General features: G+C 67.0%; 13 protein-coding genes, 1 rRNA gene and 1 riboswitch. Of the genes, 8 read left to right on the top strand and 6 right to left on the bottom strand.

Annotated features, from left to right (window positions below):
- Positions 1-9: 9 nt before the first annotated feature.
- On the bottom strand, positions 10-1,488 hold the full coding sequence (locus tag ACQCVD_RS05200) for an NCS2 family permease (RefSeq protein ID WP_426822651.1): 1,479 nt from the start codon (positions 1,486-1,488) through the stop codon (positions 10-12).
- 149 nt (positions 1,489-1,637) lie between these two features.
- Between ACQCVD_RS05200 and ACQCVD_RS05205 the strand changes: the two genes are divergently transcribed.
- The gene (locus ACQCVD_RS05205) at positions 1,638-2,339 is read left to right on the top strand and encodes a hypothetical protein (protein ID WP_426822652.1); all 702 of its coding nucleotides are present in this window, start codon (positions 1,638-1,640) and stop codon (positions 2,337-2,339) included.
- On the opposite strand, the gene ACQCVD_RS05210 is transcribed toward ACQCVD_RS05205, so the two are convergent.
- Positions 2,336-3,052, bottom strand: a complete 717-nt coding sequence (locus tag ACQCVD_RS05210) for a DUF3027 domain-containing protein (RefSeq protein WP_426822672.1) — start codon at positions 3,050-3,052, stop codon at positions 2,336-2,338. The two genes, ACQCVD_RS05205 and ACQCVD_RS05210, sit on opposite strands and share 4 nt — an antisense overlap.
- On the opposite strand from ACQCVD_RS05210, the gene ACQCVD_RS05215 reads away from it, so the two are divergent.
- Together ACQCVD_RS05215 and ACQCVD_RS05220 are read left to right on the top strand one after the other, a co-directional pair.
- Positions 3,051-3,869: a glutaminyl-peptide cyclotransferase gene (locus ACQCVD_RS05215; protein WP_426822654.1), complete on the top strand. Its 819-nt coding sequence runs from the start codon at positions 3,051-3,053 to the stop codon at positions 3,867-3,869. The genes ACQCVD_RS05210 and ACQCVD_RS05215 overlap by 2 nt on opposite strands.
- 11 nt (positions 3,870-3,880) lie before the next feature.
- Positions 3,881-4,429, top strand: coding sequence for a DUF2771 domain-containing protein (locus tag ACQCVD_RS05220; RefSeq protein WP_426822655.1), 549 nt, complete (start codon positions 3,881-3,883; stop codon positions 4,427-4,429).
- 8 nt (positions 4,430-4,437) lie between these two features.
- Here ACQCVD_RS05220 and ACQCVD_RS05225 read toward each other — a convergent pair whose 3' ends face one another.
- On the bottom strand, positions 4,438-4,824 hold the full coding sequence (locus ACQCVD_RS05225; RefSeq protein ID WP_426822656.1) for a cold-shock protein: 387 nt from the start codon (positions 4,822-4,824) through the stop codon (positions 4,438-4,440).
- A gap of 395 nt (positions 4,825-5,219) precedes the next feature.
- Positions 5,220-5,390: riboswitch (cyclic di-AMP (ydaO/yuaA leader) on the top strand.
- 6 nt (positions 5,391-5,396) lie between these two features.
- On the opposite strand from ACQCVD_RS05225, the gene ACQCVD_RS05230 reads away from it, so the two are divergent.
- Positions 5,397-6,002 (top strand): resuscitation-promoting factor Rpf1 domain-containing protein, encoded by a 606-nt coding sequence (locus ACQCVD_RS05230; RefSeq protein WP_426822657.1) that lies wholly within the window; start codon positions 5,397-5,399, stop codon positions 6,000-6,002.
- A 133-nt stretch (positions 6,003-6,135) separates the two neighbouring features.
- Here the strand turns inward: ACQCVD_RS05230 and ACQCVD_RS05235 are convergent, their stop codons facing one another.
- Complete coding sequence (locus ACQCVD_RS05235; protein ID WP_426822658.1) at positions 6,136-6,327, bottom strand: hypothetical protein; 192 nt, start codon at positions 6,325-6,327, stop codon at positions 6,136-6,138.
- Between the two features lie 100 nt (positions 6,328-6,427).
- On the opposite strand from ACQCVD_RS05235, the gene ACQCVD_RS05240 reads away from it, so the two are divergent.
- The 4 genes from ACQCVD_RS05240 to ACQCVD_RS05255 all read left to right on the top strand — a co-directional run bounded on the left by ACQCVD_RS05240 (position 6,428) and on the right by ACQCVD_RS05255 (position 12,284).
- Entirely contained in the window at positions 6,428-8,704 is a 2,277-nt protein-coding gene (locus ACQCVD_RS05240) for a helicase-associated domain-containing protein (protein WP_426822659.1), read from the top strand.
- 65 nt (positions 8,705-8,769) lie between these two features.
- Positions 8,770-10,458 (top strand): DNA repair helicase XPB, encoded by a 1,689-nt coding sequence (locus ACQCVD_RS05245; RefSeq protein ID WP_426822660.1) that lies wholly within the window; start codon positions 8,770-8,772, stop codon positions 10,456-10,458.
- Entirely contained in the window at positions 10,459-11,100 is a 642-nt protein-coding gene (locus ACQCVD_RS05250; protein WP_426822661.1) for a DUF3239 domain-containing protein, read from the top strand.
- A 14-nt stretch (positions 11,101-11,114) separates the two neighbouring features.
- Positions 11,115-12,284, top strand: coding sequence for a pyridoxal phosphate-dependent aminotransferase (locus ACQCVD_RS05255; RefSeq protein ID WP_426822662.1), 1,170 nt, complete (start codon positions 11,115-11,117; stop codon positions 12,282-12,284).
- Here the strand turns inward: ACQCVD_RS05255 and ACQCVD_RS05260 are convergent.
- Both ACQCVD_RS05260 and rrf read right to left on the bottom strand, forming a co-directional pair.
- Positions 12,281-12,637 carry a VOC family protein gene (locus tag ACQCVD_RS05260; RefSeq protein ID WP_426822663.1) on the bottom strand — a complete coding sequence of 119 codons (357 nt, stop codon included), beginning with the start codon at positions 12,635-12,637 and terminating at the stop codon, positions 12,281-12,283. The two genes, ACQCVD_RS05255 and ACQCVD_RS05260, sit on opposite strands and share 4 nt — an antisense overlap.
- Before the next feature lie 132 nt (positions 12,638-12,769).
- A 5S ribosomal RNA gene (gene rrf / locus ACQCVD_RS05265) occupies positions 12,770-12,880 on the bottom strand; the annotation flags it as partial.

Raw genomic sequence — 12,880 nt, forward strand, 5'->3', positions numbered from 1 at the left:
TGCGAAACCCTAGCCGATGGCGTTCATGATCGGTTCCATGCCGAAGTACACGATGAACAGTGCGGAGATCAGCCACATGATCCAGTGGATCTGCCTGATCCGTCCCGCGGCGACGGCCATCAGGGTGAACGCGATGAAGCCCACGCCGATGCCATTGGCGATCGAGTAGGTCAGCGGCATGGTCACGATGGTCAGGAAGGCAGGCAGCGCGATGTCCATGCGGGCGAAGTCGATCTCGCGGACCTGCCCCATCATCATGGCACCGACGATGACGAGCACCGGCGCGGCGGCCTCGATCGGGACGACCTCGTAGAGCGGGGTGAGGAACATCGCCAGCAGGAAGAGCACGCCGGTGACCACGTTGGCCAGACCGGTGCGGGCGCCATCACCCACGCCGGCCGCGGAGTCCGCGAAGACGGTGTTCGACGACGCCGATGCCGCACCACCGACGATCGCGCCGGCGCCCTCGACCACCAGGGCCTTCTTCATGTCCGGCAACTCGTCTTTCTCGTCGGTGAGGTTGCCCTGCTTGCCCAGTGCGGTCATGGTGCCCATGGCGTCGAAGAAATTGGCCAGGACGAGGGTGAACACCAGCATGGTCGCGGCGACCACGCCAATGCGGGTGAAGGCACCGAAGATGTTGACGTCACCGACGATCGACAGATCCGGCAGTCCCCCGATGGAACTCGGGACCGCCGGCACGGCCAGTGACCAGCCGCCGGGGCTCTCCGCGGAGGAGCCTGCCCCCACGACCGACTCGACGATCATGGCCAGCACGGTGGTGGCGACGATGCCGATGAACAGTCCCCCGCGGACCTTCCGGACCACGAGGGTGCCGCAGACGAGGAGACCGATGATGAAGATCAGGGTCGGCCAGGAGTTGATGGAACCGGCGTCGGCCAGCTGCACCGGCACCGTCGTGTTCGCCGCGTCCGGCACCCGGGTGACAAAGCCGGCGTCGACCAGTCCGATGGTGGCGATGAACATGCCGATACCGACGCTCATGGCCGCCTTCATCGACATCGGGATCGCCCGGAAGACCGCGGTGCGGAAACCGGAGACCGCGAGGATGACGATGACCACACCGTCCAGGACCACCAGACCCATGGCTTCGGGCCAGGTCAGCCCCTGGTTGGCCACCAGGGTCACCGCGACCAGCGTGTTCAGGCCCAGCCCCGCGGCGATGCCGAAGGGGTACCGGGCAATCAGGCCGAAGGCGATGGTCATGACGCCGGCGGCGAGCGCCGTGGCGGCGGCCACCTGGGCGATACCGAGCGTGTTGCCCGCGCTGTCCTCGGTGGTGCCCAGGATCAGGGGGTTCAGGATCACGATATAGGCCATCGCGAAAAAGGTGACCACACCGGCGCGGATCTCCGAGCCGACGGTCGAACCGCGTGCGGTTATGTGGAAGTAGCGGTCAAGAGCGCCCCCGGATCTGTTGTCCTGGGCCGCCGGGGCGCTGTCAGATTGCTCTACGCCATGGGTCATCCGGGGATCCCCCTCATCGAGAATTTAGTTGTGTGGTACCCATAAAGATTCTCACCCGGGCAACCGTTTCACAAAAGCAGCGACCTAAGAGCCCGCTCGCGGGACTCTGGTGCTAGCTTAAGAAAGCGGAAAACCTGGGGAGGTAAGTCATGGTCACCGTCGAGTTTGCCCTCCGCGGACAGCGGGTGGCTCATCTGTCTGCGCTGCTGGACACACTCCGGACCAACGAGGGTTTCGGGCCCGAACGCGAGGCGGCGCTGCTGGCCAGACTACGCGCCGCAGGGCCGGCCGCCCATCGCGTCATTCTGCGCTCCACGCCCGGCACCTTCACGGTGGAGACCCGTCCCCTCCCACCGGCGGCCACCGATCAGGTGATCCTGGACGCCGCCGGCACCGTCGATCAGCGCACGCACCCGACCCGACCGGGCCCGGACCGGGGCTGGCAGTCGCGACAGCTCGCCTGGGTCCGCGGCGAAGGGGCCGGGGAATCCGTGCTGCTGGACAAGGAGGGGGCGGTGATCTCCGCGATCGCCGCCCCACTGCTGCTGCTCACCGAGGCCAGCGTGCACGTTTCCACGCATCCGCGGGCGACTCCCTCGGTGATGCTGGACGGGGTCGTCGCCCACCTGGCGGAGCTGGGCCTGGAGGTAGTGGCGGAGCCGGGCGGCTTCCCCATGTCGCCCCTGCGTCGCTGCGAGGTCTGGGTGCTGGACCCGGTGGCCGGGATACAGCTCGTCACCGGTTGGCTGGAATACGGCTCCATCATGGGCACCCGACCTCTCAGCCACCGGGCCGCCCCCGACCACCGCACGGTCGAGACCTGGCGCTGGGAAACCGCCGACGCCGTCTAGATCTCGATCGGGAACTCATCGTCGAAGGCCTCCGCGGCGGGCTGCGGATCAACCGTTCCCCCGGGGGTCTCCGAATGGGCACCGCAACCGTAGGTGGCGTGCACGAGGTGGCCGTCGGCGGAGAATTCATTGGCGCACACCCCGAAATTCTCCCCGATCTCTTCGCCGGCGGGAAGGAAGAACGCACAGGTACGACAATTGAGCTGGGCCTTCTCGGCGAACTCGGAATTAGGCCCGAACTCCCCGGTACGCCAGCGGTGCAGGGCATCCTGCAGTCCCCGGCGCGAGAGGCGGTGGCGCTGGCCGTCCGGTTCCAGACGTTCATCATCCGGGCGCGGGGGCATGAGGTCTCCGGGGCCCAGGTCCCCCGGCCGGATCCGGTCTTCGTAGGGCACCCAGTCCGGGGCCTGCAGCGCCTCGTGCGCGGGCATCAGCGCCACCTCATTGACGGTGACGTGGCTCGAACCGACGGCACAGGCCACCACGGCGTTCCATTCCCAGCCGTGGTATCCCGGGACATCGGCCGCGAAGCGGTGGGTGGCCACGTTCTGGCCGGTCAGGACCACGCCCACGTGCTCGCCCACCTCACCGTCGCCGAGTTCTTCCAGCGCGCTGCGCGCCACGTGGACGGCACGGGCGTCCAGGAGCGGATTGGAGTTGTTATTCCTTCGGGGCTTTCGTTGACGTTGACGGGACACTCCCCCATTATCCATGGGCTGGGGCATGATGGTGCACATGGCCCTGTCTCCGTTGAAATTCTGCGCGTCCCTGTCCGCCCTCTCGGTACTGCCCGGCCTCGGGGCCTGCACCAGTTCCGGGTCGGCCGAGACCAGGGTGGAACAGCTGCAACCGGAGATCATCGCCACCCACCCCTTCGACCCCACCAGCTTCACCCAGGGACTTGAGATGGACGGAAGCGGCAATCTGCTCGTGGGCACCGGCATGGTCGGTGAGTCGCGGGTGTACCGCTCGACCCTCGACGGCGAGCAGCTGCAGACCGAGGACCTGGACACGGAGTTCTTCGGGGAGGGCATCACGGTCCACGGTGCCGATCTCTGGCAGCTGACGTGGCAGGACGGCGTGGCGGTGAAACGGGACACGGAGACGCTGGCCGAAACCGCCCGCTTCCCCCTTGAGGGCCAGGGCTGGGGGATCTGTTCCCGCCAGGATGAGCTGCTGCTCTCCGACGGGACCGCGGAACTGGAACGGTTGGATCCGGACACCTTCACCGCCCACGACACCGTCACCGTCACGCTGAACGGGGAGCCGGTGGACGGGCTGAACGAACTGGAGTGCGTCGGCGACGAGGTTTACGCCAATGTGTTCCTGTCCACGGACATCATGCGTATCGACGCCGCGAGCGGCGAGGTCACCGCCGTCATCGACGCCTCGAACCTCCCGAACAACGCCGCCGATCACCCCGACAACGTGCTCAACGGCATCGCCGCCGTCGATGGTGGGGAGAGTTTCCTGCTCAGCGGGAAACGCTGGCCCGACCTCTACGAGGTTTCCCTGGTACCCGCGAATTAGGATGGGGCACCATGGTCAGTCCTAAGAAAGCCAAGAAGAAGTCGCTGCTGCTGGTGCTCGCCCTGATCATCGCGGTGGTGATCGTGGCGGTGGCCTCCATCCTCTTCCAGAACTGGTGGAACAGCCGACCGGGTCCGGATCCGGCGGAGGTGGCCATCACGGCGAAGGTGGGGGACCGCGAGATGGAGATCCTGCCCTACATGGTCTGCGCCCCAGGTGAGGAATGCCCCGAGGGCGAGGTGCCCGCCCTCGAGGTTGGCCCGGATGAAACGCTGACCCTGGAGGTCCCCGAGGCCATCCACGAGCGGGACTGGTCGGTGCTGACGATCTATGATGATCCGGCCGCCAATGACCAGCAGCTCCACGGCGGTCATGACACCGACACCGTGGAGATCCCCGGTTCCGTCGATCCGGTCAACGAGGAGTCTGCGGAGCGGCCGCAGCTGGTGGTCGTCGAGGTCTCCAACGCCATGATCTCCACCGATGACAACGGCGAGGAGATCCCGGTCAGTGTGGTGTGGTCGATCAATGCCCGGGGTGAGGAAGCCACCAACCGGTAGGTACCGGCTCAGGCGTCCAGTTCCCGGGCGACCGCCCGCAGGATCTCGGCGACCTGCCGGCCGTTCTTGCGGTCCGGGAAGCGTCCCGCCCGGAGGTCGGGCTGCACCCTGGCCTCCAGGAGCGTGACCATGTCGGAGATCATGCTGTGCAGCTGCTCCGGCTTGTACTTGTGCTGCGGGCGCCGCGCCCGCGGCGTGTCCAGGATCTTGATCCGCAGTGCCTGCGGACCGCGGCGACCGGCCGCGAAGTCGAATTCGATGCGCTGCCCGGGAGTGAGTTCCTCCACTCCTTCCGGCAGCACCTGCTTGCCGACGTAGACATCCTCGTCCCCGGGATTGGAGACGAAGCCGAAGCCACGGTCGGCGTCATACCACTTCACCTTGCCGATAGGCATGTGCGCTCACCACTTTCCTGCTTGTGCCACGGGGTTCCGCCCGCGGCGGCCGGCGCAGCCGTTGGGACTGGGGCGCCGACCGTATCTGAACATGAAGATCAAATTATACACGGGCCCGGAGAGGGACTCCGGCTGTCGAAATCGTTACCGAAAGGTAGCTGAGACGTAATTCACACCGCCTTCCACAACCCGTTGACCTGCATTCTTATCCCAAGATGCCACGAATATTCGTTAAAATGCGCCGTTAACGTGACGCAAACGTTATAAAGCGTTAGTGTGTTCCGCAGGCACCAGGGAGATCAACGATCTGACGTTTCCGCCGAACCCTGTCTGGACGTCAGAAGAACTCCCCTTGAGATGTGCACGCTCTACTTTACCGGGACACCAGGTCCCACTGAACTGAACATCTGAACACAGACAGGGGCGGGGAACCCACCGCGGTCAACACCGCACCGGGGCCCCTCGCAGGAGCCCCTCGGGGTGAAGCCGCGCTTGCGCGGCCGGGCAGCCCAATCCTCCGCCCGAACCCGACAGCTCACCTCGCAGGCGACACAATGAGAGGAACTCCCACCATGGCCCGTCACTCCCGTAAGTCCGCCACCTTCACCAAGATCGCCGCCGGCACCGTCGCTTTCGGCGCTGCCGCCACCATCCTGGCCCCGACCGCCTCCGCCGCCCCGGATTCCGACTGGGACCGTCTGGCGCAGTGCGAGTCCGGCGGTAACTGGCAGATCAACACCGGCAACGGCTACCACGGCGGCCTGCAGTTCAACCAGGGCACCTGGGCAGCATACGGCGGCACCGAGTACGCCGCCACCGCCGACCAGGCCAGCCGTGAGCAGCAGATCGCTGTCGCCGAGCGCACCCTCGCCAACCAGGGCTGGGGCGCCTGGCCCGCCTGCTCCGCCTCGCTCGGCCTGACCTCCGCGTCCACCCCCCGCGACGTCGCCGCCGAGGCCCCGGCCCCGGTCCAGCAGGCCGTGGCAGCCTCCACCGAGTCCGGTTCCTCCGACGACTCCGTGGCCGTGGACGCGGTCTACAACCTCCTGGTCGACTCCCTGGCCGAGTACGGCGTCCAGGTCCCGTCCCAGGTCGAGGCCTACTACCACGCCAACCGCGACGACTTCAACGCCTTCTACACCGCCAACCGCGAGATCATCGACTCCACCCTGGCATAAGGGGACGCGGCCGATGCGCCGCATGCGAACCACCCGCCTCAGCCTTCCGGCTCAGGCGGGTTTTGCGCTGGAAAATCCCCGTGGGGCCGGAGTTGCTCCGGTGCCACGGGGATACTGAGGAATACCTGGAGACCTAGCGGTTGATCCGGGTGTAGGGGTGGACATATCCGAGTTCTTCATAGGGAACCGGGAACACGGTGTCATCGCCGTAGGGGCTTGAGGCGCCTGCCAGCTTGGAGCTAATTTCAGTGACTGCGTGGCCGTCACCCGGGACGTGCTTCGGCCAGCCCGGATCGACGTAGCCCTTCTTCTCAACGTTTGCCATAACTCCTATTCTGTCAAATACTCGGCAAAAAAGTAACTTAACCGTCCCTGAATCTGTCACCCCCGCACCCTCCCGCGAAGAAAGCTCCCTGGCATCTGACATGACTGACACCCCACCGCAGGCCCCCATCGCCCCCACCTTCCGCGAGTGGCTGGGCACCTTGAGCGACGAGCAGCTGGCGGCCACCCTGCGCCTGCGCCCGGACACCGTGCTGCCGGTCCCACCCGGGATCGGGCCGCTCGCCGCGCGGCTGCAGTTGCGGGCCTCCGTCTCCCGTGTCGTCCGGACCCTGGATGCGCTCCACCTGGCCGTGGTGGAGGCCGCCGCCGACCTCGGGGCGGAACTGCAGCCGGTGGCGGAGTCGGCGGTCATTGCGGAGGTTCGCACGCGTGCGGAGGACCAGCCGTCCCCGGAACTGATCGCCACAGCGGTGGCTGACCTGCGTGCCCGCGCCCTCTTCTACGGCCGCGACATTCAGTTGGTCCGGGAGGCGATGGGCAGTCTGCCGCAGGACTGGCAGCTCCTTCCCGACCCGGGAGGCACGGCGTTGAGCGGTACCACCGCCCGGGAACTGCTCGCCACCGTGCCGGAGGATCAACGCAAGATTCTGGACACCCTGGCCCGGTCCGGTGGCCGTGGGCTGACGAAGGACGCCGCCCCCGACGCCGATCCCACCCGTCCCGTGCCGCAGTTGATCGCCACGGGACTGCTGACGCGTACCGACGCCCAGACGGTCTCGCTCCCCCTGAACGTGCGGCGTCTGCTGCGTGGTGAGCCGGAACCGGCGGTGCCGCTGACGCCGTCGGCACGCTTTGCCCCGTCCACGCCGGACCCGCGGGCAGCCACCAGGGCGGACCAGTCCGGCGCAGCTGCCGGGCTAGAGGTCACCCGGCACCTGCGGCAGCTGATCGAGTTGCTCGGCGCCGAACCGCTGGTGCTGCTCAAGGAAGGTGACGTCGGCGTGCGGGCCACCGCCAAACTCGCCCGCCAACTGCAACTGAGTGAGGATGAGATCATCCGGCTGATTTCCGTGGGCGAGGCCGCCGGTCTCCTGGGCCGCGGGGAGCCTGTTCCCCTCCCGGCCGACGATGAGGGCGGTGACTATCTCGCCCCGACCCCGGCCGCCGATCCCTGGCTGGCCGCCGACCTCGGCCAACGCTGGTCGGTGGTGCTCCGCGGCTGGTGGTCCTCACCCTGGCAGACCTGGCTGGTCGGGATGGGCGACGAGCACCACGGGCCCCGTCGGCTGTTGTCGACCGGGGTTCGGCGGGACACGCTCGTCGAGGCGCGTCACCTGGTGCTGCGGCAGGTGGCCCGCCCCGCCGCCGGCACCCCGGTCCCCCTCCCCGAGCTGCTGGCTGACCTGCGTTTCTCCGCCCCGGTAGCGGCCCTGCGGATCAGTGAGGACACCGTGGCCCGACTCCTGGCCGAAGCCCGCTGGGTGGGGGCGGTCGCAGGCGACACCGCCACCACGGTCCTCCACACCCTGCTGGGCGGGGCGGATCTGGCAGCGGCCACCGAGCAGATCACCCCGGGCACCGTGGAACAGGTCATCCCGCAGGCGGACATGACCATCCTGGCACCCGGCCCCCTGCCCCGCACCCTCCAGCAGGAGATCGAGCTCCTGGCGGAGCTGGAGTCGGCCGGCCTGGCCAGCGTCTACCGGGTGACGGACGCGTCCGTGCGGCGGGCGCTGGACACCGGGCGCACCGGTGCCGACCTCAAGGACTTCCTGGCGCAGCACTCCCTCGGCGAGGTACCGCAGTCGATCACCTATCTGATCGATGACGTCGCGCGGCGCCACGGCTCCCTGCGGGGTGGGCCGACGCTGAGCTACCTGCGCTGTGACGATGAATCCCTGCTGCTGGAGGCCGTCCGCACGAACGCGGCCCGCGAGGTGGGACTGCGGTTGATCGCCCCCACGGTGGCCATCGCGCAGACTCCCCTGGCCGCGGTGATCGACGCTCTGCGCGACGCGGGTTTCCAACCGGTGGCGGAAGACGCCGGAGGAGCCAGCCTGGACATCCGTCCGACACCGGCCCGCGTCACGGTGCGGGAGGAGCCCCACCGTGGTGCCGCCGAGTTGGATGAGTCCCGCATCCGGGCCGCCGTGGCCGCGATCCGGCGGGCGGAGGGCGTCGAAACCCGCGCCCGGCACGGCACCCGCACCACCGAGGATCCGTTGAGCGTGCTGCAGGCGGCCGCCCGGGCGGGCCGGACGGTGACCCTCGGTTTCGTCGACAAGCAGGGCCGGGCCGTGCACCGCGTGGTGCGCCCGCTCAAGGTCGGTGGCGGGCAGGTCGATGCCGTGGACCCCGCGACCGGGTCGGCGCACCGCTTCACCCTTCACCGGATCACCGAGGTCATCGTGGATTAGGCACCGGTTTGGTGGCTGGTGACATAATGGGAGGTATTTGCACCCAATCCCTATGAGGAGGAAATTTGGGTTTCGGTGACGGCCCCCTGATCGTGCAGTCAGACAAGACCGTGCTGCTGGAGATCGACCACGAACTAGCCGGCGAGGCACGCGCCGGCCTCGCCCCCTTCGCCGAGCTGGAGCGGGCCCCGGAGCACATCCACACCTACCGCATCACCCCGCTGGCGCTGTGGAACGCCCGCGCCGCCGGGCACGATGCGGAGCAGCTCGTCGACGTGCTGGAGAAGTACTCACGTTTCCCCGTGCCCCAGGCACTGCTCATCGACGTCGCGGAGACCATGTCGCGCTATGGCCGCGTCCGCCTGCACAAGCACCCCGCCCACGGGCTACTGCTGGAGTCCGCCGAGCCGGCGATCCTAGCGGAGCTCAAGCGCCACAAGAAGATCAAGCCGATGCTGGGCACCCCGATCGACGAGGAAAACATCGCGGTGCACCCCTCGGAGCGCGGGCGCCTGAAGCAGGAACTGCTCAAGGTCGGTTGGCCGGCCGAGGATCTGGCCGGCTACGTCGACGGCGAGGCGCACCCGATTGACCTGTCCACCGAGAACGAGGACTGGGAGCTGCGTGACTACCAGCGCTATGCCGCCGACTCCTTCTGGGAGGGCGGCTCCGGCGTGGTCGTCCTGCCGTGCGGGGCCGGCAAGACGATGGTGGGGGCGGCGTCGATGGCCCGGGCGCAGGCCACCACCCTGATCCTGGTGACCAACACGGTGGCCGGCCGGCAGTGGCGCAACGAGCTGCTCAAACGCACCACGCTGACCGAGGACGAGATCGGTGAGTACTCCGGGGAACGCAAGGAGATCCGGCCCGTGACCATCGCCACCTACCAGGTGGTCACCCGCAAAACCAAGGGCGAGTACCGGGCTCTGGAGCTCTTCGACTCCCGTGACTGGGGCCTCATCATCTATGACGAGGTCCACCTGCTGCCCGCCCCGGTCTTCCGGATGACCTCCGATCTGCAGTCCCGGCGTCGCCTGGGGCTCACGGCCACCCTGGTGCGTGAGGACGGCCGGGAGGGCGACGTCTTCTCCCTGATCGGGCCGAAGCGCTATGACGCCCCCTGGAAGGAGATCGAGGCCGCCGGCTACATCGCCACGGCGGAATGCGTCGAGGTGCGCACCACCATGTCCGAGACCGAGCGGATGCTCTACGCCACGGCAGAGACCGCGGACCGCTACCGGCTGGCCGCCTGTGCAGGTTCGAAGCTGCAGGTGGTGGAGAAGATCCTGGCCAAGCATGCCGGGCAACCCACCTTGATCATCGGCGCCTACCTGGAACAGCTGGAGGAACTCTCGCGGCGCTTCACCGCGCCGATCATCGAGGGCAAGACCTCGAACAAGAAGCGCGAGGAACTCTTCGACGGCTTCCGCTCCGGGGAGATCCCGGTGCTGGTGGTGTCCAAGGTGGCGAACTTCTCCATCGATCTGCCCGAGGCCGCTGTGGCCATCCAGGTCTCCGGCACCTTCGGCTCCCGGCAGGAGGAGGCCCAGCGCCTGGGGAGACTGCTGCGCCCGAAGGCCGACGGCGGGGACGCCTACTTCTACTCCGTGGTCAGCCGCGACAGCCTGGATGCCGAGTACGCTGCCCACCGCCAGCGTTTCCTGGCCGAGCAGGGCTACGCCTACCGCATTCTCGACGCCGCGGATCTCGCCGCGGCTTCTGACCCAACTGAAACCAAGAAGGAAGAACTCTAAGTGAAGGTATTCAAGTTCGAGGTGGACGAGCAGTACGCCAAGCAGAACAACGAGATGCTCCGCGACAGCCGCCGCCTGGTGCTCTCCGGCGTGGTCTTCGCGATCATCCTGCTCATCGTGGGTCTGGTCGCCTGGTTCCTGGCCGACGGTGCCGCCTGGGGCTGGATCACCGCCATTGTCTTCGCCGTGATGGCCGTGATCTTCGTGGCGATCTCCCTGGCGGTGCCGAAGAAGATGGGCGGTGCCCAGGAGCTCTATGACACCTATCCCCTGGCGCCGGCTATGGTGGCCGAGGTCAACGCCCGCGATGTGGTGATCATGGCGCTGGTCAACACCAACGTTGACCCGCAACGTCCCCCGCGCTGGGGCCTGGCACTGCGCACCATCAACCGCCTGGGCGGCCATGACCGCAAATTGGGCACCCAGCTTCCCGTCGCGGCCGTCCACGGCCAGCGCACCATGCGCGACCAGGACCACTGGGACGAGATCAGCCCCATGCCGATCGCCTGGGGTACCCAGGACTTCCACGTCGTGGAGGAGGCCCGCAAGTCCATCCCCCAGGATCAGTGGGTCAAACTGGAAAAGGGCCGAAAGCGCTATGAAGAGGTCAAGCAGACCAGGAACAACCTCCTGATCCTCTAATACACTTGGGCGGCATGAACCGAATCGTCAGCCGCCTCCGCCCCTTCGGCGAGACTGTGTTCGCCACGATGACGGCGAGAGCCGTCGAACACGGTGCCATCAATCTGGGCCAGGGCTTTCCGGACACGGACGGCCCCGCCCGCATGCTCGAGATCGCCCGCGAAGAAATCGCGGCCGGTAACAACCAGTACGGTCCCGGGCGCGGTCTCCCCGAGCTCCGCGCGGCTGTGGCCCGCCAGCAGGAACGACGCTACGGCCTGCATTATGACCCCACCACCGAGGTGTTGGTGACCGTCGGTGCCACCGAGGCGATCACCGCCACCGTCCTCGGCCTCGTTGAGCCCGGCTCCGAGGTCATCGTGACGGAACCCTATTATGACGCCTACGCCGCCGCCATCGCCCTGGCCGGCGCTACGCGGGTCTCCGTCCCACTGCGTGCCGACGGCGCGACGTGGGCCCTGGACGGCGCCGCTATCCGCGCGGCAGTGACGGACCGGACGGCGCTCATCATCCTGAACAACCCGCACAACCCGACCGGTTCGGTCTTCACCCCCGAGCAACTGCAGAGTCTGGCGGACGTGGTCGTCGAGTTCGACCTCCCCGTCCTCTCCGACGAGGTCTACGAGTACCTCGTGTTCGACGGCCTGTCCCACACTCCCCTGGCCAGTCTGCCGGGCATGCGGGAGCGGACCGTCACGGTCTCCTCCGCCGCCAAGACCTTCAATGCCACCGGTTGGAAAACCGGGTGGGCGTTGGCTTCCCCGGAGCTGCTCGACGCCGTGGTGGGTGCCAAGCAATTCCTGACCTATGTCGGTGCCACCCCTTTTCAACCCGCCGTCGCCCATGCACTCGACAATGAGGAGCCGTGGGTCGCAGACATGGTGGCCGGACTGCAGAGCAATCGCGACCGACTGACGGAAGCTCTGCGCGCAGCAGGCTTCCAGGTGCACCACAGCCCCGGTAGCTACTACGTGGTGGCTGACATCTCCTCCTTGGGTCATGCCGATGCGGCGAAGTTCTGCCTGGATCTTCCCGAACACATCGGGGTGGCGGCCATCCCGGTCCAGGCCTTCTGCGATGACACCGAGCCCTGGCGGACGAAGGTCCGTTTCGCCTTCTGTAAGCGCCCTGAAATTATGGAGGAGGCGGTTGAACGTCTCCGGGGTTTCGCCGCCGGACGCTAATCAGGGTCAACCACCCGGACAAAACCGATCCGGTTGTCATCGGCGTCGATCGCCTCGAAGTACTCGACGACTCCCGGCACCGATTCAATGTCTGTCAACCGGATGCCGGCTGATTCGAGGCGCCCATGTTCCCCGCGGAGGTCGGCGATCTCCAGATTGACGGTAATGCCGTGGCAACCGGCCCGCTCCTCGGACTCCTCCAGCTGCAACCAGCACACACCGAGACTGAACTCGACGACACCTTCCGCCGGATGATGCTCTGGATCGCCCACACCCAGAACCTTCTGGTACCAAATCGTCGCAGAATGCAGGTCACGCACGGGGACACCGACGGTTACGGCACGAAAATCCATGGATCCAGCTTAAAGGGCGGAGGCGGTGGTCCGCAGCCAGTTAAATGGTCCAGAAACACGAAAAGAGCCGGTCATCCCTACGCCCCACAACAGGACGCCGGAATAACCGACTCTTCACACATGAAGTTAAAAGGTTGGCGGCAACCTACTCTCCCACACCCTCCCAGGTGCAGTACCATCAGCGCAAACAGGCTTAGCTTCCGGGTTCGGAACGGGACCGGGCGTGACCCTGCCGCAATAAAC

Source organism: Corynebacterium halotolerans, assembly GCF_050107895.1.
GTDB lineage: Bacteria > Actinomycetota > Actinomycetes > Mycobacteriales > Mycobacteriaceae > Corynebacterium > Corynebacterium halotolerans_B.

Coding starts and splice junctions, on each gene's coding strand:
- ACQCVD_RS05200 (WP_426822651.1), bottom strand. CDS start 1,488: ATGACCCATGGCGTAGAGCAATCTGACAGCGCCCCGGCGGCCCAGGAC.
- ACQCVD_RS05205 (WP_426822652.1), top strand. CDS start 1,638: ATGGTCACCGTCGAGTTTGCCCTCCGCGGACAGCGGGTGGCTCATCTG.
- ACQCVD_RS05215 (WP_426822654.1), top strand. CDS start 3,051: ATGGGCTGGGGCATGATGGTGCACATGGCCCTGTCTCCGTTGAAATTC.
- ACQCVD_RS05210 (WP_426822672.1), bottom strand. CDS start 3,052: ATGGATAATGGGGGAGTGTCCCGTCAACGTCAACGAAAGCCCCGAAGG.
- ACQCVD_RS05220 (WP_426822655.1), top strand. CDS start 3,881: ATGGTCAGTCCTAAGAAAGCCAAGAAGAAGTCGCTGCTGCTGGTGCTC.
- ACQCVD_RS05225 (WP_426822656.1), bottom strand. CDS start 4,824: ATGCCTATCGGCAAGGTGAAGTGGTATGACGCCGACCGTGGCTTCGGC.
- ACQCVD_RS05230 (WP_426822657.1), top strand. CDS start 5,397: ATGGCCCGTCACTCCCGTAAGTCCGCCACCTTCACCAAGATCGCCGCC.
- ACQCVD_RS05235 (WP_426822658.1), bottom strand. CDS start 6,327: ATGGCAAACGTTGAGAAGAAGGGCTACGTCGATCCGGGCTGGCCGAAG.
- ACQCVD_RS05240 (WP_426822659.1), top strand. CDS start 6,428: ATGACTGACACCCCACCGCAGGCCCCCATCGCCCCCACCTTCCGCGAG.
- ACQCVD_RS05255 (WP_426822662.1), top strand. CDS start 11,115: ATGAACCGAATCGTCAGCCGCCTCCGCCCCTTCGGCGAGACTGTGTTC.
- ACQCVD_RS05260 (WP_426822663.1), bottom strand. CDS start 12,637: ATGGATTTTCGTGCCGTAACCGTCGGTGTCCCCGTGCGTGACCTGCAT.